The organism is Terasakiella sediminum (assembly GCF_033100395.1).
Lineage (GTDB): Bacteria > Pseudomonadota > Alphaproteobacteria > Rhodospirillales > Terasakiellaceae > Terasakiella.
In genome coordinates this window covers 1-25,802 of the sequence record NZ_JAWLVJ010000017.1, presented here as the reverse complement: position 1 = coordinate 25,802, position 25,802 = coordinate 1, and the positions used below count along the sequence as shown (strand labels likewise).

Here is a 25,802-nt window from a genome sequence, read left to right as displayed (position 1 = left end):
AGATGAGCTCTGGACATTATTATTTATAGATACGTTTGTAACGCGCACCCAGATTAGTTAGTATTTCATAGCCGATGGTACCAGCCCGCTTTGCCAGGTCATCCGGTGGATTGTGTGGTCCGATGACATCAACAAGCTGACCTTCTTCGCAATCCAGTCCAGTGATATCGATGGAGATCAAATCCATGGACACCCGACCCACAACGGGAACTTGCTGGTCCCCGATATAGACCATCCCGTTGGAACTGAGACTGCGCAGATAGCCATCCGCATACCCTAATGCCAGTGTCGCAAGTTTCTGCCCGGCTTTTAAAGTATGGGTTGCACCATATCCAACGCTTGTTTGGGTGTCAATCTCATGCACTTGCACGATTTTACCCTGCAAGCGCACGGGGTTAGCCATCGGGTTATCCTGATGCGGGGTTGGATTGACCCCATAAAGGGCACAACCGGGACGTCCCAGATCAAAATGCGCTTCCGGCCCGATAAAGAGACCGGACGAGTTGGCAAGGCTGGCCCGTTTATAGGGCAATTTTTCGCGTGCCTGTCGGAAGGTGCGGATCTGTTCGTGCGTTAACGGATGATCTTTATCATCGGCACAGGCCAGATGGGTCATCAGCACATCAACATTTAAATCAGCGGGAACCTGATCAACCTGATCAGGGGAAATCCCCAGACGTGTCATGCCTGTATCCACATGCAGATCACATAAGGATCGATTATTCCAGCGTTTGATCTGATCAAGACTGTTCAACACCGGGATCAGGTCGTGGTCTTTAAAGGCATCATCACTGCCCGGCAGAAAGCCGACCAGCACATGGATGTCTGCTTTCGGCAGAACTTTGCGAAGGGTGATGCCTTCGTCAATCTGTGCGATGAAAAAGGTGCGCGCGCCTGCTTCCCACAAAGCCTTGGCAACAGGTTCTACGCCAAGGCCATAGCCATCTGCTTTGACAACAGCAGCACAGGGCACATCGCCCAGTTCTTCACACAGTCTTTTGTAGTTGGATTTGATGACATCCAGATCAATGGTGAGGATGGCACCTGCCGTATCAATAGTCGGGGACATGTTCTTCATCCAGATCGCCGAATTGGGTGAACTCACCCCGGAAGAACAGCGGAATGTTGGCTAGTGGGCCGTGACGCTGTTTACCGATCACCACTTCGGATCGGTTGACCATTTCTTCGCAGCGTTGTTCCCATTGCTGGTAACGTTCGGCAAATTTATCGTCGCCTTCGCTTTCACGCTTGGTCGGTTCGGTCCGGTCAAGATAATAGAATTCACGATAGATGAACATCACCACGTCGGCATCCTGCTCAATCGATCCGGATTCACGAAGGTCAGCCAGTTGCGGGCGTTTGTCTTCACGTTGTTCCACCGCACGTGACAGCTGGGACAGCGCGATGACGGGAACGTCCAGTTCTTTGGCCAGCATTTTCATGCCACGGGTAATTTCCGAGATTTCGTTTACACGGTTGTTCTTGGTTTCTGCACTACCTTGTACCAGTTGCAGATAGTCAATGATGATCAGGTCAAGACCATGCTGACGTTTCAGGCGGCGTGCGCGTGTGCGAAGGGCAGAAATGGTTAGACCCGGTGTATCATCAATATAAAGCGGGGTATCCAGCAGTTCTTGGGACGCTGCGATGGTACGTTCAAACTCTTCATTGGACATTTCCCCTTTCCGCATGGCAGAGGAATTGACCGCACAAGCTTGCGACAGAATACGACCCGCCAGCTGTTCGGCTGACATCTCCAGGGAGAAGAAACCGACAACGCCGCCTTCTTTACCGTGGGATCGTTTATGTGCGTAGGCTGCGTTATAGGCAATACAGGTTACAAGCGCCGTCTTCCCCATGGACGGACGACCCGCAAGGATCAAAAGGTCAGAACGGTGCAGACCGCCAAGGGCCTTGTCGAGGTCGCGAAGGCCCGTCGTCACACCCGCAAGACCACCGCCGCGCTGGTGGGCGATCTGGGCCTGATGGATGGCTTCGGTCAGAGATTCGCGGAAACTGATAAATCCACCTTCAACTTCCCCCATGGAAGCCAAGTTAAAGAGCGATTGTTCCGCCGACTGAATTTGATCAAGGGCGGTGGCTTCGATCTCGCCACTATGGGCGCTATTGACCATTTCTGTACCCAGATGGATCAGTTCACGTTTGATATAAAGGTCGTAAATAATACGGCCATATTCAGACGCGTTGATGATGGTGACGGCGCTTGCTGCCAGTTCCACCAGATACTGGTTACCACCGATTTCTGAAAGTTGCTGGTCGCGATCAAAGAAGTTGGACAAGGTGATCGGGTCTGCGATCTGCCCGCGTTCCATCAGGGCAATGCAGGCGGCAAATACCTTGGTGTGGATCGGGTCCGCAAAATGTTCAGGGCGCAGGAATTCTGAAACTTTATCATAGGCCTTGTTGTTGGCCATCAAGGCACCCAGCAGGGCTTTTTCCGCTTCGAAGTTGCAGGGCGGCGTGCGGAAACCTTCCAGTTCCTTGCTGGATATCGATGATTTTGCAGGCAACCAGTCGGTTGCGCTTGCTGGCGGCTGTGCCTCACCTTCTTGATCTGGAACGACGATTTCAGCATCCACAAGTTCAGCCTCAGGCATAGGGATATCGTCAGGTGGTCCCATATCATCAGGGCCTGCTGCATAGTCATCAGGGTTGGCGAGTGGCGGTTCATCATCCCCGCCAAACGGGATATCGTCGTCAGAATGTGTCATGGTGGGATTTATAACATGAATGACCCCAATGGGAACATTTTTGTCATTCATCCCACCATGATAATTTAGGCTTTATCCGGATGTTTCGGATCAAACACTGTCACGGCCTGCATCATGCCCATATCTTCATGCATGAGGTTGTGGCAGTGGAAGACGAATTCACCTGTGAAATCCAGGAAGCGTGTTCGGAACTTAATCCGTTCAAATGCGGGGAATTCAAGGGTGTCCATCCAGGTGCCCGGATCCACATAACCACCTGAGACAACCTGGAATGGGTTGACATGGATGTGGAACGGATGCGGGTAGGCTGTATGGTTATAGACTTCCCATTCTTCCACCGCGTTCAGTGGAATTTTCCAGTCATCTTCACAGGAAAACGGCACATCATTGATGGTGAATTTTGGCTGGTTGCCATAGGCAAAACCAAATTCGATGCGACGTCCAAAGGTGACTTCGGATTCAGGGATCGGGGCCAGTTCCGGTGGCTGGGGAAGCGGGCCTGCATAAAGCGTCATGTCAGGAACCGATTCTTCTTCCACGATGATGGTGGCAATTGTTCCCATATTATCCCCGCCGGACAGGAAGTATGTCCCTGGATCAAACCCTTTGACCAGAACATCGGCGCGGTTACCCGGCACCATGCGCAGGTAGTCCACTTCCTTGGTATGTGTCAGTGGGTTACCGTCACGCCCGATCAAGGTCATCGGGTTTTGGGTGGTGTAACGATAGGTCTGGATGCTGAGATCAAAGGGCACCATGTGGCTGGCATTAACCAGACGCCATCGCTGGACTTCGCCTTTCTTGATGCGGATAGTGGGGTTGAGCTGACCGTTGATATAGGTCATGTCCCCATTGTTCAGTAGTCCAAAACTTTCGCATGTGCCATCATCACCAAAGCGTTGGGTCTGGATCATCATGACCTGTTCTTTGGCTGCCTTGATGGCCGGGATATCATCCAGGTCACCGCGCACGATCATACAGCCTGCCATGCCACTGGCCACCTGAATGGCGGTCGAACCATGGACGTGGGCGTGATAGAAATAAGTGCCTGGTGGATGGTTTGGCGGGATTTGATATTCGTATTGGTAGGAATCGCCATTGTCGATCCAGATCAGAATATCATCCGATGGCTGTTTGGGTGACACATGCAGCCCATGGACATGCATGTTGGTGATGTTGAACCCACGTGGTGTGTTTTCAGGTTCATACTTGTCCGTACACAAATCAAAATCGCCAATAAAAGGCATGTTGTTGGTCAGTTTCAGACGTACCGTATCACCCCCACGGAAATCGAGCGTGTTGCCTACCGGATTGCCATTATAACAGCGCAGGTGAACAGGCTGTCCGCCTAAGAAGAAGTTTCCGTATTGGGCTGAAACTTGCGTGTCTAAAAGGCCGTCATGGGAGGTTTCAACAGGAGGCTGTTTTAAATCTTCGCCGCCCAGATGGAAACCGGGTGGAATGGCACAGGCCCCAAGCCCAAATGCCGTTGCACCAGCCCCGCCAACCGTTTGCAGGAACTGGCGTCGGGGCATGTTCATAAAGTCTTTTTTATCTTTTGTCATGGTCCTTACCCCTCATTCCCTTTGAGCGTATAAACGATATGTTCAGCTGATCGGATGCTGATGGCAGCGGCTGTCAGGGACGGTGAAACCGATCCACTGGTGACATAGGTGCCCGTGCCGACGATGAAGAGGTTGTCATGATCATGACTGCGACAGTAGGTATCGACCACGGATGATCCCGGATCAATCCCCATGCGGGTTGTCCCGGCAATCATGGCTGCGCCACTTTTGATCCCGTTTTTCTTTACATACTCGTCAAAGACTTTACGGGTTGGCTTCTGCAATGGTTTGCCGCCCGGTTTATCAGACGTACAGCCCATGGCACGCAGAACATCCCAGCCCCGCTTCCAGGATACATAGACCCCTTCGACCGTATATTCGTCGATCTTATATTCGATCTTGGGTCGCGGCATGCCGTTGTAATCCAGCTTGTCATAGTCCAGCGTGATGCGGTTTTCAGGATCAGGCAGCACCTCGACGGAATTGTCGAAATAGACTTGCGCAGCCGTATTTGTATAAACGCGTTCGCGCAGTTCCGGACCGAACAGTTCGTCTTTGTCTACAGCCATATCTGCTTCATCCAGCGGAGCATTGGTTGGATCAAACCCGCCATTGATGATGATGGTTGCGATAGAGGCAAAATCTTTTCGGAATTCACCGTTGCGCAACTGCCAGAAGGCACCGGTTGCATTAACCGGGCCGCGGAATGGATAGACAGGTTCAGGCGAATAGCCCCACATGTTGATGCCCACCATGCTCATGAGGTTACGACCCACCTGATCACTGGAGTTCGCAACACCATTTGGCGCATTTTTGTTCTTGGACATCAAGAGCAAACGTGGGCTTTCAATCCCATGGGCCGCCAGAATGAAAATTTTAGCACGTGCCACACCTTCAACCGGATTGTCCGGATCGGTGAAGTTTTTGAACTTGATATGGTCAATTTGTTGATCATCACCCACTTCGATGTGATAGACGACGTGGTTGGAAAAGAGCTTTGCGCCCTTGCCTACGGCCTTGAACACATTGACGCTGCCATCATATTTTGCCCCAACTGGACAGATGAAACGACAGCTGGCATTGCCGCAACATTGCGGACGCCCATCATAAGGAACAGAGTTGCGACAGTGTGGCATGGGGCCAATGGAATCGCCCAGCTTTTCTGCTGCCACATTTACCTGCTGATCCAGATATGTCAGGGGCGTATATGGTAGCGGGTAGGGGTGTTTGGTCGGGGCAACGACTTCGTCATTCCCGGACACGCCCCATTCTTCTTCCACCTGGCGGTAATATGGTTCCAGCAGATTGTAGGAAATTGGCCAGTTTTCACCGCGCCCATAGGCGGTTTTCAGTTCAAAGTCTTCCGGATACATACGTTCCGCATGGCCCGTAAAGTGCCAGGATGTGCCGCCCACATTACGCAGATAAAGGGCGCCGAATTCGACCTGTTTTAACGGATCTTTGATGTCTTTCTTAGGCTGAACGTAATATTCAAATGGATCCGGTTCTGGTGGGATCGGGGCGTACTTTTCCTTTTTGTAAGGTGAGTTGCCATCTTTTCGCGGGCTTTCCTTAAAACGGATGATGGAGTCTGTTCGATCCACCACAGGCCCGGAATCGATCATCGCGACCGAGATATCGGCCTCTGCCAGCTTGGTTGCCATCAAGCCACCAAACAGGCCAGCCCCGATGATGACCACGTCCGATTCGATTTCTGTTGTATGTTCTTCTTTGTATGTTTCTTTATCATAAAACATTTTAAACCCTCCCTGTGAATGGATGCTGCCAATAGCCGAAGTGACCACCACAGGTCACAGGTGGTTTGGTGAAATCACAGGCAATCCAGACCAACGCGTCATCGTAACTGATGACCTTGAATGGGAACTGGTCTTTTGGGGTGACGGGGCGGATTGCGATCCGGCCCGTGTACCAGACTTTTGCGAGCAGTTGTGCTTTTTTAAAGACGCGACGCCCCAACGGACGGATGGCGCGTTTGATGTCTTTGCTGGTCGCGCTTGCGGGAAGTTTTGCGACACGGTCGATCAGTCGATGCCACTCGCGATGATCTTTTTCAGTGTCGTTGTTGGTAATGGCTGCCCAGACCAGATTGCTCAGCTGGATATATGACTTGTCCATTTTGATGCCACACAAAATGGAAGAGGCATAAATAAATTTGTCCGGCTCTGGCGTGCCTGCCAGGGCAAAGGTGGGTTTAAAAGACGCCATGAAGGGCAGGGATGCCAATCCCGCGACCACATGCCGTCTGGTGACTTTTAGTTTTCTGTGTTTTTTAGTTTGCATACTAATCCCCCGTTTGGGCTGGGCACCTTGGTGATGCCTCCCTTGGAAATATTTTAGGGAGTTTATGGTATGTGTCTGACAAATAAAGGCAAGTGTTATTAAATTAGAAATGGGTGACTTTGCCTGAAATTACCCGTAATAGTATCGTTATGTAGAATGTTTGTAAGACTATGCCAGCAAAATAAAAAAGGCGCACCCGTAAAAACACAGGGTGCGCCTTTTTTATTCGATTGAAGCAAAAGAGTCTTATTCAGACGCTTCTTCTTCTGCCGGAGCTTCTTCAGTTGCAGCTTCTTCTGCTGCTTCTTCAGTAGCTTCCTCAACAACTTCTTCAACCTCTGCTTCGTCTTCTTCAGAAGCAACCAAAGCAGCGCCGGTTTCGGCCTGGATTTGTGCTTCTTCTTCAGTACGAGCAATGTTTGCAACAACAGTTACAGACACTTCGGGGTGAAGTTTAACCGCTACGTCGTGCAGACCGATTGTTTTCAGTGCACGGTCAAGGTTAACTTGCTGACGAGAGATGGTGAAACCAGCTTCAGTAGCTGCATCAGCGATATCGCGTGTAGATACAGAACCGTAAAGCTGACCCATGTCACCAGCCTGGCGGATGATAGCAACCTTCAGGCCGTCAAGCTTAGCTGCAACAGCTTCTGCTTCTTCTTTGGCTTTAAGGTTAGCGGCTTCCAATTGTACTTTTTGTGCTTCAAAGAAAGCTACGTTTTCTTTAGAAGCGCGCATCGCTTTTTTCTGCGGCAGCAGATAGTTACGTGCGTAGCCAGGCTTGACGTTGACGAGGTCACCCATCTGGCCCAGTTTTTCCACGCGTTCAAGTAGGATAACTTGCATTAGTCATTCTCCTGAGATGGTGTTAGCGCAAGAAATCTCTTACGCAAACCGATCCATTGTTCAAATAATCCAAGTCCGATAACGGGTACAGCGACCCATACGGACAAGAGCAAAAGCAAATAAAAAGCAGCCAACAAGGCACCTGAAAAACGTGTCAGTCGCACCAGCTTGTGAACCACAGTCAGGCCCAAAGCCAGAAACGGCAGTGCCATCACCAAGGTCAGATTGCGAAAGACATAGTCCATATCGCCATCTGTCAAAACAGTGATCGCTGCACATCCAATGAAGGCCCAGGAGGCAAAATCCGGCAAAGTCATCTCCCCATATCGGGGGGATGGTCGAAGGGCCTTACCTGATTTGGTCAGGACACCTTGTGCCAGAACAACATTGATGATGGTCATCAACATCCAGGACACCAAAACCATGGCCGGGAACAGTTGCGTCATTGTATCGACGAAATCGTTCTTTCTCTCCGCCGGAAGCGAAGCGGCTACGGTATTTAACGCCATGGACAGAAAGTCTTTGACCATCTGTGCAATCCCGTCTGCACCAACCGGCAAAACTGCCAGGGCCAGAACAAACAGGGCGCTGCCATATCCTGATAAGGTGACAAGAACGCTTCCGATTGGAAACCATTCTTCACGACCTTCCAGGGTGCGGGACGTCAGAACCAGTCGGACAACCAACCAGCTTGGCAGGGCATTCATCGCTGCATAAAGGGCTCCGCTATAGAGGCCCCCGATCAGCATGGCAAATGCAATGCCGGCAAACGCAGCAATGGCCGCTGGTTTGCCCCCGTTTCCCAATCCCACCAAAAACAGCGGGAAAGGTGCAAGATACGCGAGAATAACGGCGAGGCCAGAACCAGAGATCAGCGATAAAGCCAATATGGCACTGAGTGCACCGCTTCCCACGGCAAAGAGAATGACTTTCAGATCGAAAGGCAGGTTTTCGTCTTCACCGAGTTGCATCTTTGACGCTCCTTATTCATGGGGTGCGTGAACACCCCATAAACCAAGTCAGACTTAGTTGCTGCTTACGTACGGCATCAGGCCCAGGAAACGGGCACGTTTGATAGCACGAGACAGTTCACGTTGTTTCTTTGCAGAAACAGCAGTGATACGGCTTGGGACGATTTTCCCGCGTTCAGATGTGTAACGTGACAGCAGTTTCACATCTTTGTAATCGATCTTCGGTGCACCTTCGCCCGTGAATGGGCAAGATTTGCGGCGACGGAAAAATGGACGACGACCAGCCATTATTCATCTCCTCCTTTTTTCGCATCACGTTGTGGACGATCGTTACGATCACCACGGTCACCACCACGACGCGGACGGTCATCGCGATCGCGACCTTTTTGCATCATGACAGATTGCTCTTCGTCGAGTTCATCAACGCGAACAACGAGGTGACGCAGAACGTCTTCGTTCAGGCGAAGCTGACGATCAAGTTCATTGATCGCATTAGACGGTGCATCGATGTTAAACAGGACATAGTGACCTTTGCGGTTTTTCTTCATGCGATAAGCAATGTTCCGCAGGCCCCAGTATTCACGCTTCGTGACCTTACCGCCTTGCTCTTCAATAAGAGAAGCGAAAGTGTCTTGCAAACCCTCAACTTGGGCAGCCGAAGCGTCTTGACGCGCAATAAATACGCCTTCGTAAAACGCCATAGTTTTAACTCCCTATGGATTGTCTCAGTCTGTGAAAAGGTCGGAATGACAGTTCCTTGCAGACATAGCCAAGTCCAACGGACTCGGCAAGGAGGCAGTTTGAAAGGCGGCAATATACAGATTTCTGGTCCGGATGCAAGGGGATTCACAAGAGTGGAATTGCAATAGATGATGAAATAGGTATTGGCTGTACCACAAAATGCTGCCGGGTAATTTTATTTCATATTTTATGGTTGAGTTATAATAATTGTTATGTAGCCTTTTATTTATGGGATGTCGGGTCTCATCAATAACTTGGAAGTGGCAATGACCAGTAAAATTACACGTCGGAAATTTTGTACGTCTCTTGCGGCAGCAGGTACGACCCTTGGATTTTCAAATGGTTTTGGCCCACTGATTAAGTCAGTCGGGGCGGCCAGGCATCAAACCACCCTGACCTTTGTGTCACCTTATAAAAGCAACTATCTTTTTGCCCCAACTGCGCAGGCGATGTTTAAAGACACGCTGGAACGGCTGACGGAGGGTGAAATTTTTGTTGATTTGATCGACAAAGAACGCGGCGGGGCCAGCAGTGGGCAGTTGCTGGGGCAGGTGGCGCGCAATCATGCACAAGGCGGGATCATATCGCTCGCGAACCTGTCGCGTTATTCCCCGGTGGTGGATGCGGTAAATATTCCGTTCTGGTCTGCCGATCATCAATCTTACATCAACCTTGTGACGTCGCAGGCCTGGAAAGATACGGTTCTGTTTCAGGCGCATCGTAAAGGCATTCGTATTCTCTATCACTGTCTGGTGGGGCCGCGAACGCTGGCGACCACCTGGAATTATGGACCTGCTTTGATGACGCCGGATCGGATGAAAGACCTGATCGTGCGCATTCCATCATCAAAAGTACTGGCGCATTTTTATCTGTTGATGCAGGCAAAGACCAAGCGGATTGAATGGGGGCAGACGGCAAATGCAGCAAGCAAAGGGTTGTTGGAAGCGTTGGACCCGGCCGTCCTTGCGCTTTATTCCGGGCCGGGCAATATCAAAGACCAGTTGGCGAGTATCACTAAAATTGATTCCGTTCATGACTCCTGGGTGGCGATCATTAATCAGGACTGGCTGCGCGCCCTGCCTGCCCACCTTTATGAAAAGGTAGAAGAAGCCGCTGAGATTTCATTTGTGGCTTCCATGAAAGAATGTAAGCGCGGAGAATTGTTCGCTGAACAAAGTTTCAAGAAGATCGGTGTGGATATTTTTACCCCGACAGCCGAGCAAAAGCAGGAATGGATCACCGCTGCCGGACATGAGCGCAAGGAATGGAACTACTGGAAAGAAAAACTGGTCGGCTCTGTCTCTCAATTCAACCGTCTGATCGATGCGTCGCAGGAAAAGACGTCTTATGACTATGCGAACGTTTGATTTTCGACTGACTGCCAGTATCATGTCTATCATGGGATAATCTATCAGGAGCAGGGATGCTTTTTATTGATCGGCTGGAAATCAAGGGGATTAGCGCAGAAGGGTTGACCATCAATCCGGGGGACTGTATTTCCTTAAGTGGGGCTTCGGGCATGGGCAAATCGCTTTTCATGAAAGGGATTGCGGACCTTTTGCTTAATCGGGGGCGTGTCACGCTGGAAGGGAGGGCGCGCAGTGAAATGTCGGCACCGGACTGGCGAAAGCGTGTTACTTACGTTGCAGCTAAACCCAGCTGGTGGGAAGACCGTGTGATTGATCATTTCACCGATAATGACTGGCTGGAAGCTGTTCTGCCGGAATTCGACCTGCCTGCCAAAGCGCTGGACTGGACAGTTTCGCGCATGTCGAGTGGTGAATCCCAACGGCTTGCCCTGTTGCGTGCGCTGGAAGGAACTGAAGAAGGCGAAGTGCGCTATTTCCTGCTGGATGAACCGACTTCCGCCCTTGATGGATCACGGCAAAATCGGGTGGAAGACGTGCTCAATCGCTTTATGAAGGTGGGCCAAATCGGCGTGCTGTTTGTCAGCCATGATGAACGCCAGGTCGAACGGTTCGGTCAGAAGCACTGGCAGGTTTATGATCGCCGTGTGCGCGAGGTCGCGTCATGATCTCCATCGGATATCAAGAACTTGCATTGGGTAGCTTGCTGCTGTTGGTCCATGGGGCAGTGTCGTTTCGATATAAGACAGGCACCACACTGACCCTGTTTATTGCGGGTATCCGCATGGTGGTGCAGTTGGGGCTGATGGCCTATGTGCTGCAATTTCTGTTCAGAACCCAGATGCCGCTTTGGACTTTGCTCGCCTTTGTGGTGATGATCTGTTTTGCGGGCTACGAAGTGGTCGCGCGGCAAAAACGCCCGATCCATGGCTGGTGGGGTTATGGGATCGGGACGGGCAGCATGTTTATGGCGGCTTCGCTGGTTACCGTCTTTGCCTTGTATGTGCAGGTTAAGCCCGACCCGTGGTATGAAGCGCGCTATTCCATTCCTCTGTTAGGGATGGTTCTGGGCAATACGATGACGGGGATCAGTATCGGTCTGACCACCCTGACCACCAGTTTAAAGCAGGAACGTGATGGGATCGAAGCCCGTCTTGCGTTGGGACATACCCGCTATCAGGCCTGTGAAACTGTGGTGCGTCAATCCCTGCATACCGGACTGATCGGGATTGTGAATTCCATGTCCGCAGCTGGGTTGGTCTTTATTCCGGGCATGATGACCGGGCAGGTGATGGCAGGCGCTGACCCGTTTGAAGCAGCAAAATATCAGGCGCTTGTCATGTTTCTGATTGCAGGGGGGACAGCCATGGGGACGACGCTGGCAATTTTGCTGGGTGTTTATCGTCTGACCGATGATCGCCATCGTTTGCGACTTGAGCGTTTGAAGGTGCGGATGTGATATGTTTCGATAATTGTCGAAATATTGATTGACGGCACTCATTTCTTTGTTGTAGGGTGAGGATGAGAACGAACGTCATCCCTGCGAAGGCAGGGATCTCGTCTTGCAACAATAGATTCCTGCCTTCGCAGGAATGACGGGTGAATAGAAATGAACCAGCAGGACATGATCGAACAGACCGCATCAGCTTTGGCTGAACTTGGGCATAAGAACCGCCTGATGGTCTTTCGTCTGTTGGTGCGTGCTGGCCGTGATGGCTTAAGCGTGGGGGAAATCCAAAGCTATCTGGATATCCCCAATTCTACGCTTTCCCATCATCTGCAACATATGATGAAGGCGGATCTGCTGACGCAAACCCGTGAAGGGCGTGTGCTCAGATGCACACTGAACTTTGATCATGTGGATAAGGTCTTGGGCTTTCTGATGGAAGATTGCTGTAAAGGTCTTGGTCAATCTGAATGTGCTTAACGCGGGTGTTCGCTTTTTTTTGATTTAAAATTTCGATAATTCTAGAAACATAGGTGTTGTTATGACTGCTGCCCTTTTAAAAATCCGGATGGAATTGTTTCGCATTGATAAGGTGTGGATGACTGTCCTGTTGGGTTTTGCTGTTTTATATGGATTGGCGCCACAGCAAGTGGTACCGAGTTTTGAATTCACCCTGAACGCCTTAATCGGGATTGCGCCGTTTATTTTGGCCTCCGTTATTTTTGCAGCTTATGCAAGCGCCAGTGGTCTGGACGGTCAGGTGGCCCGTGTCTTTAGTGGAAGCCCGTGGCGCTCAATTATGTTAGCCGCACTCTTTGGGGCATTGTCACCATTTTGTTCCTGTGGCGTGGTGCCGATTATTGCAGGGTTGCTGGCTGCGGGTGTGCCGTTGGCTCCGGTGATGGCATTCTGGTTGGCTTCGCCTTTGATGGACCCGGAGATGTTTGTCCTCATGGTCGGTGTTCTGGGGATAGAGCTTACCGTTATGAAAACGCTCTGTGCTTTGATCATTGGCATGACCGGTGGCGGCGTAACCCATTTATTGATGAAGCGTGGCCTGTTTGCCGACCCGTTGAAAGCACAAGCCAATGCAGGATGTGGCTGTTCTGCCAAAAATGCGTTGAAAGCGGATAAAATTGTCTGGAAGTTCTGGACGGATAAAGAGCGTTTGCAGAAATGGAACAAGAATTTTTCCTCAACGGGATTATTCCTCGTGAAATGGCTGACCCTCGCTTTTTTTATCGAAAGTTTGATGGTGACCTATATTCCAGCTGATGAAGTTGGGGTGTGGCTGGGTAATGGGTCCTGGTTCAGCGTTCCGATGGCGGTGCTGGTTGGTATTCCGGCTTACCTGAATGGCTATGCCGCGATCCCTACTGTTTCTGGTCTGATCGAACTTGGGATGTCTCCTGCAGCAGGGCTTGGCTTTATGGTCGGGGGCGGGGTGACCAGCATCCCGGCAGCTATGGCAGTTTATGCGGTGGTGAAGCGCAGTGTCTTTTCCCTTTATCTTGTCCTGGGTGTTGGCGGGGCCATGCTTGGCAGTATGGCGTATCTGGCGTACCTGACCCTGTAGGAAAAATGAAAAAAAGCGCACAAATGAGCCTTGTTGCTTGACAGAAAGCAGCAAGGCTTTATTTGTTGCTTCAAACATCCTTTTTATATGTAGTCTATGAGGCGTTAATTATTATGACCCGCGCATTTGTGTTTCCTGGGCAAGGTTCCCAAGCTGTAGGTATGGGCAAGGATCTGGCGGAAGCTTTTTCTGTTGCACGTGAAGTTTTTGAAGAAGTCGATGACGCGTTGTCGCAAAACCTCTCAAAGATCATGTTTGAAGGCCCGGACGATGAACTGGTCCTGACAGAAAATGCACAGCCTGCACTGATGGCCGTGTCACTGGCTGTTTCACGCGTTCTGGAAACCGAAGGCAACATCAAATTGGCCGATCACTGTTCCATGGTTGCGGGTCACTCGTTGGGTGAATATTCTGCCCTAGCTGCAATGGGGGCATTCTCCATCGCGGATACGGCGCGTCTTTTGAAAATTCGCGGTAAAGCCATGCAGGCTGCCGTTCCGGTGGGTGAAGGTGCAATGGCGGCATGCCTCGGCCTGAGCCTTGAAGATGCACAAGCTGTTGCAGAAGAAGCAGCCCAGGGTGACGTTTGTACAGCAGCAAACGATAACGCACCGGGTCAGGTTGTTCTGTCTGGTGCCAAGGCCGCAATTGAACGCGCAATTGATATCGCAAAAGAAAAAGGCGCCAAACGCTGTGTGCTGCTGCCTGTATCTGCGCCTTTCCATTGTGCCTTGATGCAACCTGCGGCGGATGCGATGGCGGAAGCTTTGGCTGATGTCACCATCAACACGCCTGCCGCGCCTGTTGTTGCCAACGTTGCAGCTGAAAAAGTCACAGACCCGGAAGAAATCCGCAAGCTGCTGGTTGAGCAGGTTTGTGGGTCCGTTCGCTGGCGCGAAGGTGTGCTGTACATGAAAGACCAAGGGGTCGAGCAACTGGTTGAAGTCGGCACAGGCAAGGTTTTGTCTGGTCTGGCGCGTCGCATTGATCGCTCACTCACTGGCGTTGCTGTAAACGGTCCGGCAGATATTGAATCTTTCTTGGGCACACTTTAATTTAGGGTAGGGATACTTAATATGTTTGATTTAACAGGTAAATGCGCGCTGGTTACTGGCGCTTCCGGCGGTATCGGTGCTGATATCGCAAAAGCCCTTCATGCACAGGGCGCAACTGTAGGCCTGACAGGCACACGCGTTGAAGCTTTGGAAAAAGTGGCTGCGGAAATCGGTGGTGATCGTGTTCATATCCTGCCTTGTAACCTGTCTGATGATGACGCGCTGGCTGGCCTGCCAAAACAGGCAATCGATGCCATGGGTTCTTTGGATATTTTAGTGAATAACGCGGGTTTGACACGCGATAATTTGGCTATGCGTCTGAAAGACGATGACTGGGATACAGTTTTGAACGTGAACCTGACAGCAGCTTTCAAACTGTCCAAAGCCGTTCTGCGTGGCATGATGAAAAAGCGTTGGGGCCGTATCATCGGTATCACATCTATCGTTGGTGTGACAGGCAATCCGGGTCAGACAAACTATGCGGCGTCCAAAGCGGGCATGATCGGATATTCCAAATCACTGGCCGCCGAAGTTGGCTCGCGCGGCATTACCGTTAACTGTGTGGCCCCTGGTTACATTGCTACAGCCATGACGGATGAGTTGTCTGATGACGTGAAAAACGCGATGCTGAGCAAGATCCCGTCAGGCCGTATGGGCAACCCGGATGAGATCGCTGCTGGGGTTGTTTACCTTGCATCTGACGAAGCACAATATGTCACCGGACAGACTTTGCATATCAATGGCGGCATGGCGATGATTTAAGACAGTCTATCATTCCCGCGAACGCGGGAACCCAGTCGTTTTTATTGTCTGGGTCCCCGCGTTCGCGAGGATAACGATTCTGTTATAAATAGGGCTTTCACCTGCTTAAAAAGTATGCTACCAAACGTCAATCTTAACTTCGTAAGAGGTTGAGAACGAGATTTAAGAGAGGGATGGCAAGGGTGCCAGACCAAGTACCAATACCGTTAAGGGAATTATTAAGATGAGCGATGTCGCAGAGCGCGTAAAGAAAATCGTAGTAGAACACCTCGGCGTAGAAGAAGCTAAAGTTACTGAAAACGCTTCTTTCATCGACGATCTTGGCGCTGACAGCCTGGACACTGTTGAGCTGGTTATGGCGTTCGAAGAAGAGTTCGGTTGTGAAATTCCGGACGATGCTGCTGAAAAAATCTTGACTGTTAAGGACGCCATCGACTTCATCGAAGCAAACGGCTAATTCCTTCAAGTGCGTAAAACGAGATGTGAGCGTCGGCCGTGGGAACGGTTTGCGCTCATTCTTGTTTATAAGCCTTTTTTTAGAGACGTTAGGGATTTTGAACTGACATGAGACGTGTAGTCGTTACCGGACTGGGTATGGTTTCTCCATTGGCAAATGGTGTAAAGCACACTTGGGAAAAACTTATTAATGCCGAATCTGGCCTGAACCTTATCGAAAACTTCGATACTTCTGACCTTCCTGCCAAAATTGCTGGTCAAGTACCACTGGGTGTCGGTGAAGGTTTATTCAACCATGATGATGTTGCCTCTGCAAAAGAACGCCGCCGTCTGGACGACTTTATTGTCTATGGTCTGGGGGCTGCGGCAGAAGCTGTTGAAGATTCAGGCTGGAAACCAACGGATGACGAAGGTCGTTGGCGTACAGGTGTGATGATCGGTTCCGGCATCGGTGGCCTGCCTGAAATCCAAAAAGGCGCGGTCACGGTTGAAACAAAAGGCGTTCGTCGTTTGTCACCGTTCTTTATCCCGGCTAGCCTGATCAACCTGGTCTCAGGTCATGTTTCCATCAAATATGGTTTCCAGGGCCCGAACCATTCCGTGGTTACAGCCTGTGCAACTGGCGCGCACGCCATTGGTGATGCGGCACGTATCATTGCCCTTGATGATGCTGATGTAATGATCGCAGGCGGGGCAGAAGCAGCTTGCTGTAAGCTCGGCATGGCAGGTTTCTCTCAGGCAAAAGCACTGTCTACTTCTTACAATGATGATCCAACTGCAGGCTCTCGTCCATGGGATGAAGGCCGTGACGGTTTCGTTATGGGGGAAGGCGCAGGCGTTGTTGTTCTGGAAGAATATGAACACGCGAAAAAACGTGGTGCGAAAATCTATGGTGAAGTTGTGGGCTACGGTATGTCCGGCGACGCTTACCACATTACAGCGCCAGCATCTGACGGTAATGGTGGTTTCCGCGCGATGCAGGCGTCTCTGAAACGCGCACAGCTGAACCCTGAAGATATCGATTACATCAACGCACATGGTACATCCACGCCGCTTGGTGATGAGATCGAACATGGTGCGGTGAAGCGTCTGTTGGGTGCACATTATAAAAAGCCATCCATGTCTTCGACAAAATCTGCCATCGGCCACCTGTTGGGTGCCGCTGGTGCGGTTGAAGCCATCTTCTCTTTGCTGTCTATTCAGAACAATGTGGTTCCACCAACCCTGAACCTGATAAACCCGTCAGAAGGGTGCGATATGGACCTTGTTCCGCTGGAAGCTAAAGAACGTGAAGTTAACGTTGCCTTGTCTAACTCCTTCGGGTTTGGTGGCACGAATGCTTCTGTGGTCTTTAAAGCGATCGACTAAGGTTGTTTCATGTCTGAAGCTGAAGAAGCGCCGAAGAAAAAGAAACAAAAGAACAAGCCGAAATCTTCTTTTAAGAAGGTTTCGGCTTTTCTTGTGGGTTTCATCGTTGTTGCCGTCTTTGCTGGCAGCGCTTTTTCCTTCTGGCTGGCCAAAGGGTTTACCCGATCCTGGGTGTTGCAGGAAGATAAGGTCGTTGTCATTCCGTCTGGCAGTGGGGTTGCGCGCATTGCGACCATCTTGCATGACGAAGGCATTATTGCCGACCCCTTGGCGTTTCGCATCGTTCTGCGATTCAACAAGCTGGATAAGGGCTTAAAGGCGGGGGAATATCTGTTTCCGGCTAAAGTCACGCCCAAAAAAGTCGCCCGTATTCTGGAAGAAGGCAAAACCGTTCTTCATCGCGTCACCTTCCCGGAAGGTCTGACCTCAGTTGAAATGATCGGTCTGTTAAATGGAGAAGAGGGACTGGATGATCTGGTTCTGCAAACCCCGGCAGAAGGCACGTTACTGCCGGAAACCTATACTTTCTCACGCGGCATGAAACGCAGCCAGGTCGTTGATCAGATGCAGCGCGCCATGTCGAAAACGCTGGATGAACTATGGGCCAAGCGCCAGGATGGTTTGCCGTTAAAGAACAAACAGGAAGCTTTGATCCTGGCTTCTATCGTTGAAAAAGAAACCGGTGTCAGTTCAGAGCGCGGTAAAGTCGCAGGTGTCTTTATCAACCGTTTGAACAAACGCATGCGTCTGCAGACAGACCCGACAGTGGTTTATGGCATCACGTTAGGCCAAGAACCTTTGGGTCGTCCGCTGTCCAAAAAAGACCTAAAGACGCCAACGCCTTATAATACTTATACCAATTTTGGTCTGCCGCCGACCCCAATCACCAATCCGGGCCGCGCGTCACTGGAAGCAGTGATGAACCCTACAGAGACCAAAGCTTTGTATTTTGTCGCAGACGGGACAGGTGGGCATGCTTTTGCCAACAGCCTGAAAGAACATAACCGCAATGTGTCCAAATGGCGCCGGATTGAACGATCCCGCAAAGCGAATTAGCAAACATCAAGGCCAGCGTTCCAAAACATCAGTATAACCCAGTGCAATCATGGGGAGGGATGTCATGGAAACACATCTGGAAAATTCAATCGCCATTGTAATCTGCGCGATTGCTATCAGTGTGGCGCTTTATCAGCTTTATGCCAATCAGCTTTATTCCAAAACCGGGATGATCCTGGCGCAGGCTGGGTTGTGGATCGTTGCGGTCTTTATGCTGACGACACTGAATTGATGCAAAAAAAGGGGAAGCTACGAAAGCTTCCCCAGTCTCCCTAAAAGGGGAAGTTCGACGGCTTCCCCAGTCTCCCTAGATTTATTTTTTAAAGTGTTTTCAGATATTCAACCAACGCCCAGCGTTCTTCCTCTGTTAACAATGGGCCGATGACGCCCGGGCCTTTGTTGTCGCTAAATTCATGGCCTTTGTTGAAGTTGCCCGGTTTGGCTTTTTCCCCAGACACAACGACTTTGGTCAGGCCTTTGGTGGTGGTCAGCCCATCTTCACGGGTGGAGATGAAACCAACTTTTTTAGGGTCGAATTCCTGATAGCCAAGATAGACAGTGGATGGTCGCTCATTGGCTGGCAGCAGCATGTCATAGAGGCTTGGCACGGTCGAGTTATGCAGGAACGGTGCGGTTGCCCAGATGCCGTTTAGCGGCCGCGCTTTATAGGCATGTGGCGCCTGCAGGCAGTTTTCACGACCCCATTCCATCTTCTTCTGCATTTCAGGGGAGATGTTGTTGGTCTTATAGAAAAATTCAGACGTACGCTGAACCGTCAGACCCAATGCAAAGGCAAAAGACTCGTCGCTTTTGGCAGAAACCGGAACTTCCAGCCATTTATCATCAGCCTGTGCACAAACATTACCGGAAATGCCTTTGCCCATGCCTGTCAGGTCAACCGTACGGGTTGGCAGTACGTCCGCCTGTGCGGAATCTGTGCCGATTTCGGAGACAGGGACAACGACGACTTCATAGAAACGTTCGCCTTTGCCTTTGATCTGTTTCCAGTAATCGTTGGACCAGAACTCTTTCTTGCTGACAGCAGGACGGTGACAGGCCTGGCAATGTTCTTCATAAAGCTTTTCACCTTGCGCAGCCTTGGCCATATCAATGTCACCCAAGATTTTCTCAGGCCATTTGGGGGCCTTTAGGCCATTGAAAGAGTTGGTTGATTGCGGATGCTCTTTGCCTGCCAGCATGGCTTCCATGCCAAACTGGTTTTTGAAGTTTACGGTGGATGCAAACTGATGCGGTGTCGGGTTAAGTTCAACCGGTGCACCAACACCCAAAGCTTCGCCCGCATTACGGATCATCGGTGCCATGATGGAGGCATCATATTGCACCCAGTCAAACCAGCTTGTGCTCCAGATATGAGGGTAGTTTACGGGTGCATCCGTTGGGGCGATGTTTTTGTCGTTATACGCACCAAAAACTGTGTTGCCGATCCGGTTCAATGCATCCAGGCGGGTGTAGCCTTCGGTTACGCTCTTGGATGCCGTTTTGATGGTTTGTTCACCTTGCTTGATGATCCCTTCCATGATTTTTTTATAAGTCGCTTTGAAGATTGCTTCCTGTTCGATTTTAGTTGTCGTTGGATCATCTTCCAGAATGCGCTTGATCACATTTTCACGGAAACGCGTGTGGCGGAGGGGGTCAATATAGGTTTCGCTTAAGGTTTCAACCAGGGCGAGGCCAAAAGTGGTCAGGTCGGTAACGGCCGGGCCGCCATCAATGCGGATGTTGGTACCTTCATAGGTCATTTGGCCAGTATGACAGCCTGCGCAAGTCAAACCGATTGCGTTGAATTTTGTGCCGCTGGCGGGGTCGGTTACGCCTTTAGTTTCAGCAAAACCAACCGGAAGCCCATCCGGGTTCTGGCGACTGATTTCAGAAGAAATAAATCCGAAACCTGACAGATAATCCGGGTCAGACAGTTTGTTGCTTGCCCCGATCAAGCTGGTGACGATGTTGTCTTTGCGGATGGGTTGTTCCAGTTCCACAAACCATTCATAAGGTACCGGGAAGGTGAAGCTGCCCTGGCTTGCGTGATGATACCAGTGACGTTGATTTTTGTTCCAGCCTTGTTCAAGCCAGACTTTTGTGAGAACTTTGGGTTCTTGTGGGGTAAGTGTACATGCGGTAAGTGCACAAACCCCCAGCATAGATGCTATAATCCGTTTCATGTTTTGCCCTGTAAATAGATTTTTACGTGTATTATTTCTCGGTTAATTAATTTTTGCTAGAAACTTTAACCTTAGAATTCTGAAAAGTAAAATTTAAATTTATGTGACAGCCTCACGTCCTTGTGATTGGTCAGCGAGGTTCCATTTAGCTAAGTTCAAAAAAAATGAACGAGGACCCTATGTCAGATTTTTCTTTGATTGCAGTTGTTGTCGCTATTTCGGTGGTCAGCTTTTTCTTATCTCCGCGCGTTGAAACCACGGATGGTTTCTTTAAAGGTTTTGATAAATTCGGGCAGGCTCCCAGCCTGTGGACCCTGACGTTATCGCAAGTCACCACCTGGATTTTTGCCCGCTCCCTGATGAATGCGGCCATCCTTGGCTTTTATTACGGGATCGCTGGAACACTGGCTTATGCAGCTTATTATCTAAGCTTTCTGACAGGCGGCTATATCGTAGACCGTGTACGCTTTGAACATGGTTATGACAGCATTCAGGCCTTCTTGTTTGACCGATATGGCCGGGTTGGCACGACAAGCTACAACATTCTGGTAGGTGTCCGTCTGCTGAGTGAGGTTTTTGCAAACCTTTTGGTTATCGGCATTATCTTTGGGGTGGCAGGTAGCACGGGCTACACGGTCTCTATCATTGCTGTTGCGGTTCTGACGCTTGCTTATTCCATGATGGGCGGCTTGCGGGCATCCCTTCGCACTGACGTGTTCCAGACACTGTTGCTGGTTGGTGGATTGGGAGTTTTGGCCATTATCATGTTTCTGACGCCACAGTTTGAAATCCCTGCCATCTTGGGTTCCAGCCCGTCACTGGATGGTCCAGGCTGGATTTTGCTGGGGGTGGCCGCGCTTCAGGTCTGGAGTTATCCCATGCATGACCCGGTGATGATGGATCGCGGGTTCTTGGCAGATCGCAAAACCACGCAAAAGAGCTTTCAGTATGCCTGTGGTATTTCCGTTCTGGCGATCCTGATCTTCGGTATTTTGGGTGTCTATGCGGGACTGAACAAGGAAAGCGGCGAAGCCATGGTGGCCGCGCTTACCCGTTTGTTGGGTGAACCAGCCATGATCATTTTTAATGTGGCGTTGGTTGTGTCTGCTGTTTCCACCCTTGATTCCACTTTTTCCAGTTCCTCCAAGCTGGTGGTGGATCAGATGGGCGTGATGCAAAAGACTGTGCGAAATGGCCGGATTGTCATGGCGTTGTTCTTGCTTGGCGGTTTGTTTTTCCTGTTTTTGGGACAGAAAGATCTGTTTGCCGCGGTTGCCGTCAGCGGCACGGCTTCCATGTTCTTAACGCCTGTGATCTTCTTTAACATCATGATGAAACGCGATACCGCCCTTTGGGCCTATGTGGTCAGCTTCTTTATTGCACTGGCAGGTGGTGCACTTTATATGATGGAAGCAGGTGGTCATGTTTCCTTGATGACACCATTGTTGGGATTGGAACATAAATATGCCAAACTTCTGGTCATCTGTATCACGGTTTTGGGCGTGGGCATGACAAGCTTTGCCCTAGGTTCTGTGCAACGTCTTAAAGAAGAAAATGCATGACACTTAACATTTCGGGACCGCTGCTGGTTTTTGGCGGTCCCTATTCCAACCTGGAAGCCTTGAAGGCTATTCGTGAAGTCGCAAATGTGCGCAACATCCCGGCTGATCATGTTCTCTGTACCGGGGACGTGGTTGCTTATTGCGCGGATGCCAAAGCATGTGCGGATGAAATCCGTGACTGGGGCATTGCCGTTGTCATGGGCAATTGCGAAGAATCCCTGGGCGAAGGCGCAAATGATTGCGGCTGTGGTTTTGAAGAAGGCACAGGTTGTGATCTTCTGTCCAAACAATGGTTTGATCATGCAAGTAAACAGCTTGATGCAGATGACTGTAGCTGGATGGCAAATCTGCCACGCAGTATTGATTTGCGCTTTACGCCATTTAAAATGCGCGCCATCCATGGTGGGGTGGATCAGATCAACAAGTTTGTTTTTGCCTCCCAAAAAGATGTTATTGCTGATGAACTGCGTATGGCCGATGTGGATATCGTGCTTGCTGGACATTGCGGTTTGCCTTTTGCCAAACAGGTGGGGGATCAATATTGGATCAACGCAGGCGTCATTGGGATGCCCGCCAATGATGGGGGGGCGCACACCTGGTATTGCCTGATCGAACCGGATGAGCGCGGGCTGGATGTGTCGTTCCATCAGCTGTCTTATGATTTTGCGATGACAGCAGATAAAATGCGCGCGCAAGGATTGGCAGAAGGATATGCATCAGCGCTATCAAGCGGGCTTTGGCCAAGCCTTGATGTCTTGCCGGAGGTTGAGAAAAAGAATCAGGGTCAGGGCTTGTCGCTTAGTCGATTAAGGATCAATCCATAAAAAGCAGGCACAGGCCCTACGCCTGTAAAGAGCCAGCCCATATGTTTGCCGCAGCCTTCACATAAAGACAGCCGCCATTTATAGCCGGGAAACCAGGTGAATTGTGAACTCGGCTGTCCCGTCGACCAAGCCCCCGGTGCATCCCGAAAACATCCGATATTGAAGATAATACCTGCCGGGTTAAAGACCGTATGGTCGTGCGCTTCCTTGATGCTAATTTTCCAGTCCCCGGCGGTGATCCAGTGACCACAAGACGCACAGAACAGTTTTTCTTTCCCTAAAAGAAGGTCGGCTTTCTGTTCATTCTGTTTTTCAGCATCAAACGGCATAGATTACTCTTTCGACGGCATAACTTTGGACAGCAGTTCCACCAGCCCCAATGGCAACAGGGCAAACAGGCGAATGGCTAGGGCCATGGGCCAGGGGAAGGTGATGATGGCTTTGTTTTTGGCCAATCCTTTCTTGATGATCTTGGCTGCTTTTTTCCCTTTCATTAAAAACGGCATTTTAAATTTGTTCTGCGCCGTAATCCGGCTTTCTACAAACCCAGGGCAGATGACATTGACCTGCAATCCTGTTTCGCGATACCGAAGCCTGAGCGCTTCGCCATAGGCTTTGACCGCAACCTTGCTGGCGCTATAGGCCGGTGAACTTGCAAGCCCGCGAAACCCTGCCAGTGAGCTCATCAGCGCGATTTGCCCGCGGCCCCGATTGATCATCACCGGGATCATGGGCAGGATGGTGTTCAGGGTGCCCGCCAGATTGATGGCAAAGATATCGCGTGTGCTTTCCTCCCAATTTTCAACACCGCTTGACCCACCAGAAATGCCCGCATTGGCGATGATCAGGTCCAGCGGCTGGGTTTCGTCAATTTCCAACAGCCATTTGGTCATGGCCGCGCGGTCCATTACATCGATGACGCGTTCTTCCACCAATGCCCCTTGGGCACGGCACAGGTCTGCAATCTCAATCAGGCGGTCTTGATTACGCCCTGTCATTGAAAGTTTGGTATCGGGTTTGGCATATTCAAGGGCAAGGGAATAACCGATGCCGCTTGATGCGCCCGTGATCAGGATATGTTTCATGGACAATAGCTTAACAAGAAAGGTATAAGGGGGTGAAGAACTTATCTCATATGGAGCTTTGGATATGCCCATCCATTCAATGACAGGCTTTGCCCGTGCAAGCGCCCAGCATGGCAATTATAACTGGACCTGGGAAGTGCGTAGCGTCAACGGCAAAGGGCTGGATGTGCGCCTGCGTCTGCCGTCCGGTTTTGATGCGCTGGACCTGCCAACCCGTAATGCCATTGCTGCCCAGTTTAAACGCGGCAACATGTCTGTCAGCCTGAATGTGAACCATAATCAGGTGCAGGCGGGCTACCAGGTGAACCATCAATTGCTGCAGCAGCTGGTGGAGGTAATGAAAGATATCCAGACCGACCTGCCCGATGTTGCTGCACCGTCCGTCGATGGTCTGATGGGCATTCGCGGTGTCATCGAAGCGGTGGAAGAAAGCGAAAGTGATGAAGAGCGCGACGAAGTCCATGGCGTTATTTTGGCAAGCCTGAAAGAAGCATTGAGCGATTTGTCTGAAAATCGCGCGGCCGAAGGGGCGCGTATGGAAACAGTCTTGAATTCCCATATTGATGAGATTGAAACACTCTGTGGCAAGGCCGAGGCATGTGCCAGTGCGCAGCCTGCTGCTTTGAAAGCAAGACTGGTTCGTCAGCTTAAAGACGTGATGGAAGATTTGCCAGAACTTGATGAAGAACGCATTTCTCAGGAAGCAGCAGTTTTGATGACCAAAGCGGACGTGCGTGAAGAACTGGATCGCCTGCGTGCCCATATCGAAGGCGCGCGTGAACTGATGGGCAAAGGCAGCCCCTGTGGTCGCAAGCTGGATTTCCTCTGTCAGGAATTTAATCGGGAAGCCAACACTTTGTGTTCCAAAGCGCAAGATGTGGACTTGACCCGCATCGGTCTGGATTTCAAGGCCGTGATTGACCAGTTTAGAGAGCAGGTACAGAACATAGAGTGATATTTGTGAGGAATGCTATTGCTCCCGATTTTCTCAAAAAAATTTGAAGTTTATATCTGCAATGTGTTCTGTTTCGCTGTGTTTTATGAGGTCTGCATTTTATTTTTCCGAGCTCTTTTTATTTAGGAATTTCACGAAATCAAGATTGGAGAGTAGCCTGTATTCATCGGTCAGATTGAGAGAGCTTTCTTTTGCGGCCTGAAAGAAGTCCTCCAAACTTTTTTCTCTGCTAAACCTCCATCCGATTAGTTCATTAGATAGCTTGAGCGTAAAACCGGAAGGGGCTGTCATTCTTGGGTCATAAAAATCGACCAAGAGGGATAAATACGCAGCATATTTTTTCCCAAGGAGATTGTAATTAAACCTGCTGAGCTCATAGTATGAATCGTTGTTTAATACAAACAGAGCCTTTTCGATGGTCCATCTTGCCAGATTGTATTCCTTTAGCTCTATGTGCAGACGAACCATGCTCCAATAGGTATCAAGATATGCGGGGTCTACTTTCTGAGCTATGTTTAAATGGCGTTTAGCTTCTTTATAGTGCGTTTCTTTGGCACCTGAATTATCTGTCGAAACTGCTTGGGCCCACATTCTATACATGTTTCCCCAGTTTACATGTAGATTGGCTGTATTCTCCCCAAGCGCAACATTTTTGTTCTTTGCCATATTCTCTTTTAGAGAATCGAGTGCTTTTTTGTAATATTCATCAGCCTTGCTGAAATTCTTCATATCTTCGTAGCTGATTGCAATATTCTGGTTTGCTCCTGGTGAGTCAATAAAGGTTGTTGCTTTTTCCCAAAACGAAATAGCTTCTGTATATTTCCCTTGAAAATACAAATGGTTACCTATCTCTTGGTTGGGTAATACCCCCGATTTTTAGTGGTCCTTAGAAGTAGAATTTTCTCGTATATTAAGTGCAGGAGATTCGAAATGAAAAAACCAAGATATAG

27 protein-coding genes are annotated in these 25,802 nt (G+C 50.2%); 14 read left to right on the top strand and 13 right to left on the bottom strand.

What is annotated here, in order from left to right; genetic code table 11:
- Nucleotides 1–19: 19 nt before the first annotated feature.
- The 9 genes from alr to rpsF all read right to left on the bottom strand — a co-directional run bounded on the left by alr (nt 20) and on the right by rpsF (nt 9,116).
- Nucleotides 20–1,069, bottom strand: coding sequence for an alanine racemase (alr, locus tag RYZ26_RS13635; protein WP_317683779.1), 1,050 nt, complete (start codon nt 1,067–1,069; stop codon nt 20–22).
- Nucleotides 1,053–2,732 carry a replicative DNA helicase gene (locus tag RYZ26_RS13630; protein WP_317683778.1) on the bottom strand — a complete coding sequence of 560 codons (1,680 nt, stop codon included), beginning with the start codon at nt 2,730–2,732 and terminating at the stop codon, nt 1,053–1,055. The genes alr and RYZ26_RS13630 overlap by 17 nt, the downstream gene beginning before the upstream one ends.
- Before the next feature lie 65 nt (nt 2,733–2,797).
- Nucleotides 2,798–4,297 carry a multicopper oxidase family protein gene (locus RYZ26_RS13625; protein WP_317683777.1) on the bottom strand — a complete coding sequence of 500 codons (1,500 nt, stop codon included), beginning with the start codon at nt 4,295–4,297 and terminating at the stop codon, nt 2,798–2,800.
- Between the two features lie 5 nt (nt 4,298–4,302).
- Complete coding sequence (locus RYZ26_RS13620) at nt 4,303–6,054, bottom strand: GMC oxidoreductase (RefSeq protein ID WP_317683776.1); 1,752 nt, start codon at nt 6,052–6,054, stop codon at nt 4,303–4,305.
- 1 nt (nt 6,055) lies between these two features.
- Nucleotides 6,056–6,598, bottom strand: coding sequence for a hypothetical protein (locus tag RYZ26_RS13615; RefSeq protein ID WP_317683775.1), 543 nt, complete (start codon nt 6,596–6,598; stop codon nt 6,056–6,058).
- Between the two features lie 246 nt (nt 6,599–6,844).
- Nucleotides 6,845–7,444, bottom strand: a complete 600-nt coding sequence (gene rplI / locus RYZ26_RS13610) for a 50S ribosomal protein L9 (RefSeq protein WP_317683774.1) — start codon at nt 7,442–7,444, stop codon at nt 6,845–6,847.
- A complete protein-coding gene (locus RYZ26_RS13605; protein ID WP_317683773.1) occupies nt 7,444–8,415 on the bottom strand; it encodes a DUF2232 domain-containing protein in 972 nt (323 codons plus the stop codon). Before RYZ26_RS13605 ends, rplI begins: the two co-directional genes overlap by 1 nt.
- A gap of 54 nt (nt 8,416–8,469) precedes the next feature.
- Nucleotides 8,470–8,703, bottom strand: a complete 234-nt coding sequence (gene rpsR, locus RYZ26_RS13600; protein ID WP_028880279.1) for a 30S ribosomal protein S18 — start codon at nt 8,701–8,703, stop codon at nt 8,470–8,472.
- Complete coding sequence (rpsF, locus tag RYZ26_RS13595) at nt 8,703–9,116, bottom strand: 30S ribosomal protein S6 (RefSeq protein WP_317683772.1); 414 nt, start codon at nt 9,114–9,116, stop codon at nt 8,703–8,705. The genes rpsR and rpsF overlap by 1 nt, the downstream gene beginning before the upstream one ends.
- Nucleotides 9,117–9,422: 306 nt before the next feature.
- Here rpsF and RYZ26_RS13590 point away from each other — a divergent pair, with 306 nt between their 5' ends.
- The 11 genes from RYZ26_RS13590 (at nt 9,423) to RYZ26_RS13540 (ending at nt 18,475) form a co-directional block, all read left to right on the top strand.
- Nucleotides 9,423–10,523, top strand: coding sequence for a TRAP transporter substrate-binding protein (locus RYZ26_RS13590; RefSeq protein ID WP_317683771.1), 1,101 nt, complete (start codon nt 9,423–9,425; stop codon nt 10,521–10,523).
- Between the two features lie 56 nt (nt 10,524–10,579).
- Nucleotides 10,580–11,191 carry an ABC transporter ATP-binding protein gene (locus RYZ26_RS13585; protein ID WP_317683770.1) on the top strand — a complete coding sequence of 204 codons (612 nt, stop codon included), beginning with the start codon at nt 10,580–10,582 and terminating at the stop codon, nt 11,189–11,191.
- Nucleotides 11,188–11,982, top strand: coding sequence for an ABC transporter permease (locus RYZ26_RS13580; protein WP_317683769.1), 795 nt, complete (start codon nt 11,188–11,190; stop codon nt 11,980–11,982). The genes RYZ26_RS13585 and RYZ26_RS13580 overlap by 4 nt, the downstream gene beginning before the upstream one ends.
- Nucleotides 11,983–12,132: 150 nt before the next feature.
- Nucleotides 12,133–12,450: an ArsR/SmtB family transcription factor gene (locus tag RYZ26_RS13575; protein WP_317683768.1), complete on the top strand. Its 318-nt coding sequence runs from the start codon at nt 12,133–12,135 to the stop codon at nt 12,448–12,450.
- Nucleotides 12,451–12,511: 61 nt separating this feature from the next.
- Nucleotides 12,512–13,546 (top strand): permease, encoded by a 1,035-nt coding sequence (locus RYZ26_RS13570; RefSeq protein WP_317683767.1) that lies wholly within the window; start codon nt 12,512–12,514, stop codon nt 13,544–13,546.
- A gap of 113 nt (nt 13,547–13,659) precedes the next feature.
- Nucleotides 13,660–14,601 (top strand): ACP S-malonyltransferase, encoded by a 942-nt coding sequence (fabD, locus tag RYZ26_RS13565; protein WP_317683766.1) that lies wholly within the window; start codon nt 13,660–13,662, stop codon nt 14,599–14,601.
- A gap of 21 nt (nt 14,602–14,622) precedes the next feature.
- Nucleotides 14,623–15,363, top strand: a complete 741-nt coding sequence (fabG, locus tag RYZ26_RS13560) for a 3-oxoacyl-[acyl-carrier-protein] reductase (RefSeq protein WP_317683765.1) — start codon at nt 14,623–14,625, stop codon at nt 15,361–15,363.
- A gap of 223 nt (nt 15,364–15,586) precedes the next feature.
- Nucleotides 15,587–15,820, top strand: a complete 234-nt coding sequence (locus RYZ26_RS13555) for an acyl carrier protein (protein ID WP_028880290.1) — start codon at nt 15,587–15,589, stop codon at nt 15,818–15,820.
- Nucleotides 15,821–15,927: 107 nt separating this feature from the next.
- Entirely contained in the window at nt 15,928–17,187 is a 1,260-nt protein-coding gene (fabF, locus tag RYZ26_RS13550; protein ID WP_317683764.1) for a beta-ketoacyl-ACP synthase II, read from the top strand.
- Nucleotides 17,188–17,196: 9 nt separating this feature from the next.
- Nucleotides 17,197–18,243 (top strand): endolytic transglycosylase MltG, encoded by a 1,047-nt coding sequence (gene mltG / locus RYZ26_RS13545; protein ID WP_317683763.1) that lies wholly within the window; start codon nt 17,197–17,199, stop codon nt 18,241–18,243.
- Between the two features lie 64 nt (nt 18,244–18,307).
- Nucleotides 18,308–18,475: a hypothetical protein gene (locus RYZ26_RS13540; RefSeq protein ID WP_317683762.1), complete on the top strand. Its 168-nt coding sequence runs from the start codon at nt 18,308–18,310 to the stop codon at nt 18,473–18,475.
- Between the two features lie 88 nt (nt 18,476–18,563).
- On the opposite strand, the gene RYZ26_RS13535 is transcribed toward RYZ26_RS13540, so the two are convergent.
- Nucleotides 18,564–20,426: a di-heme-cytochrome C peroxidase gene (locus RYZ26_RS13535; RefSeq protein WP_317683761.1), complete on the bottom strand. Its 1,863-nt coding sequence runs from the start codon at nt 20,424–20,426 to the stop codon at nt 18,564–18,566.
- 179 nt (nt 20,427–20,605) lie between these two features.
- Here RYZ26_RS13535 and RYZ26_RS13530 point away from each other — a divergent pair, with 179 nt between their 5' ends.
- Nucleotides 20,606–21,988, top strand: coding sequence for a sodium:solute symporter family transporter (locus RYZ26_RS13530; RefSeq protein WP_317683760.1), 1,383 nt, complete (start codon nt 20,606–20,608; stop codon nt 21,986–21,988).
- Entirely contained in the window at nt 21,985–22,812 is an 828-nt protein-coding gene (locus RYZ26_RS13525; protein WP_317683759.1) for a metallophosphoesterase family protein, read from the top strand. Before RYZ26_RS13530 ends, RYZ26_RS13525 begins: the two co-directional genes overlap by 4 nt.
- On the opposite strand, the gene RYZ26_RS13520 is transcribed toward RYZ26_RS13525, so the two are convergent.
- Nucleotides 22,773–23,141, bottom strand: a complete 369-nt coding sequence (locus RYZ26_RS13520) for a cereblon family protein (RefSeq protein WP_317683758.1) — start codon at nt 23,139–23,141, stop codon at nt 22,773–22,775. The genes RYZ26_RS13525 and RYZ26_RS13520 overlap by 40 nt on opposite strands.
- Before the next feature lie 3 nt (nt 23,142–23,144).
- Nucleotides 23,145–23,897 carry an SDR family NAD(P)-dependent oxidoreductase gene (locus RYZ26_RS13515; RefSeq protein ID WP_317683757.1) on the bottom strand — a complete coding sequence of 251 codons (753 nt, stop codon included), beginning with the start codon at nt 23,895–23,897 and terminating at the stop codon, nt 23,145–23,147.
- 64 nt (nt 23,898–23,961) lie between these two features.
- On the opposite strand from RYZ26_RS13515, the gene RYZ26_RS13510 reads away from it, so the two are divergent.
- Nucleotides 23,962–24,852 carry a YicC/YloC family endoribonuclease gene (locus RYZ26_RS13510; protein ID WP_317683756.1) on the top strand — a complete coding sequence of 297 codons (891 nt, stop codon included), beginning with the start codon at nt 23,962–23,964 and terminating at the stop codon, nt 24,850–24,852.
- A gap of 99 nt (nt 24,853–24,951) precedes the next feature.
- Here RYZ26_RS13510 and RYZ26_RS13505 read toward each other — a convergent pair whose 3' ends face one another.
- On the bottom strand, nt 24,952–25,689 hold the full coding sequence (locus tag RYZ26_RS13505) for a tetratricopeptide repeat protein (protein WP_317683755.1): 738 nt from the start codon (nt 25,687–25,689) through the stop codon (nt 24,952–24,954).
- Between the last annotated feature and the right edge of the window lie 113 nt (nt 25,690–25,802).

What these genes read in the sequence shown, in the direction of transcription:
- alr (WP_317683779.1), bottom strand. Translation starts at nt 1,069, where the DNA reads ATGTCCCCGACTATTGATACGGCAGGTGCCATCCTCACCATTGATCTG.
- RYZ26_RS13630 (WP_317683778.1), bottom strand. Translation starts at nt 2,732, where the DNA reads ATGACACATTCTGACGACGATATCCCGTTTGGCGGGGATGATGAACCG.
- RYZ26_RS13625 (WP_317683777.1), bottom strand. Translation starts at nt 4,297, where the DNA reads ATGACAAAAGATAAAAAAGACTTTATGAACATGCCCCGACGCCAGTTC.
- RYZ26_RS13620 (WP_317683776.1), bottom strand. Translation starts at nt 6,054, where the DNA reads ATGTTTTATGATAAAGAAACATACAAAGAAGAACATACAACAGAAATC.
- RYZ26_RS13615 (WP_317683775.1), bottom strand. Translation starts at nt 6,598, where the DNA reads ATGCAAACTAAAAAACACAGAAAACTAAAAGTCACCAGACGGCATGTG.
- rplI (WP_317683774.1), bottom strand. Translation starts at nt 7,444, where the DNA reads ATGCAAGTTATCCTACTTGAACGCGTGGAAAAACTGGGCCAGATGGGT.
- RYZ26_RS13605 (WP_317683773.1), bottom strand. Translation starts at nt 8,415, where the DNA reads ATGCAACTCGGTGAAGACGAAAACCTGCCTTTCGATCTGAAAGTCATT.
- rpsR (WP_028880279.1), bottom strand. Translation starts at nt 8,703, where the DNA reads ATGGCTGGTCGTCGTCCATTTTTCCGTCGCCGCAAATCTTGCCCATTC.
- rpsF (WP_317683772.1), bottom strand. Translation starts at nt 9,116, where the DNA reads ATGGCGTTTTACGAAGGCGTATTTATTGCGCGTCAAGACGCTTCGGCT.
- RYZ26_RS13590 (WP_317683771.1), top strand. Translation starts at nt 9,423, where the DNA reads ATGACCAGTAAAATTACACGTCGGAAATTTTGTACGTCTCTTGCGGCA.
- RYZ26_RS13585 (WP_317683770.1), top strand. Translation starts at nt 10,580, where the DNA reads ATGCTTTTTATTGATCGGCTGGAAATCAAGGGGATTAGCGCAGAAGGG.
- RYZ26_RS13580 (WP_317683769.1), top strand. Translation starts at nt 11,188, where the DNA reads ATGATCTCCATCGGATATCAAGAACTTGCATTGGGTAGCTTGCTGCTG.
- RYZ26_RS13575 (WP_317683768.1), top strand. Translation starts at nt 12,133, where the DNA reads ATGAACCAGCAGGACATGATCGAACAGACCGCATCAGCTTTGGCTGAA.
- RYZ26_RS13570 (WP_317683767.1), top strand. Translation starts at nt 12,512, where the DNA reads ATGACTGCTGCCCTTTTAAAAATCCGGATGGAATTGTTTCGCATTGAT.
- fabD (WP_317683766.1), top strand. Translation starts at nt 13,660, where the DNA reads ATGACCCGCGCATTTGTGTTTCCTGGGCAAGGTTCCCAAGCTGTAGGT.
- fabG (WP_317683765.1), top strand. Translation starts at nt 14,623, where the DNA reads ATGTTTGATTTAACAGGTAAATGCGCGCTGGTTACTGGCGCTTCCGGC.
- RYZ26_RS13555 (WP_028880290.1), top strand. Translation starts at nt 15,587, where the DNA reads ATGAGCGATGTCGCAGAGCGCGTAAAGAAAATCGTAGTAGAACACCTC.
- fabF (WP_317683764.1), top strand. Translation starts at nt 15,928, where the DNA reads ATGAGACGTGTAGTCGTTACCGGACTGGGTATGGTTTCTCCATTGGCA.
- mltG (WP_317683763.1), top strand. Translation starts at nt 17,197, where the DNA reads ATGTCTGAAGCTGAAGAAGCGCCGAAGAAAAAGAAACAAAAGAACAAG.
- RYZ26_RS13540 (WP_317683762.1), top strand. Translation starts at nt 18,308, where the DNA reads ATGGAAACACATCTGGAAAATTCAATCGCCATTGTAATCTGCGCGATT.
- RYZ26_RS13535 (WP_317683761.1), bottom strand. Translation starts at nt 20,426, where the DNA reads ATGAAACGGATTATAGCATCTATGCTGGGGGTTTGTGCACTTACCGCA.
- RYZ26_RS13530 (WP_317683760.1), top strand. Translation starts at nt 20,606, where the DNA reads ATGTCAGATTTTTCTTTGATTGCAGTTGTTGTCGCTATTTCGGTGGTC.
- RYZ26_RS13525 (WP_317683759.1), top strand. Translation starts at nt 21,985, where the DNA reads ATGACACTTAACATTTCGGGACCGCTGCTGGTTTTTGGCGGTCCCTAT.
- RYZ26_RS13520 (WP_317683758.1), bottom strand. Translation starts at nt 23,141, where the DNA reads ATGCCGTTTGATGCTGAAAAACAGAATGAACAGAAAGCCGACCTTCTT.
- RYZ26_RS13515 (WP_317683757.1), bottom strand. Translation starts at nt 23,897, where the DNA reads ATGAAACATATCCTGATCACGGGCGCATCAAGCGGCATCGGTTATTCC.
- RYZ26_RS13510 (WP_317683756.1), top strand. Translation starts at nt 23,962, where the DNA reads ATGCCCATCCATTCAATGACAGGCTTTGCCCGTGCAAGCGCCCAGCAT.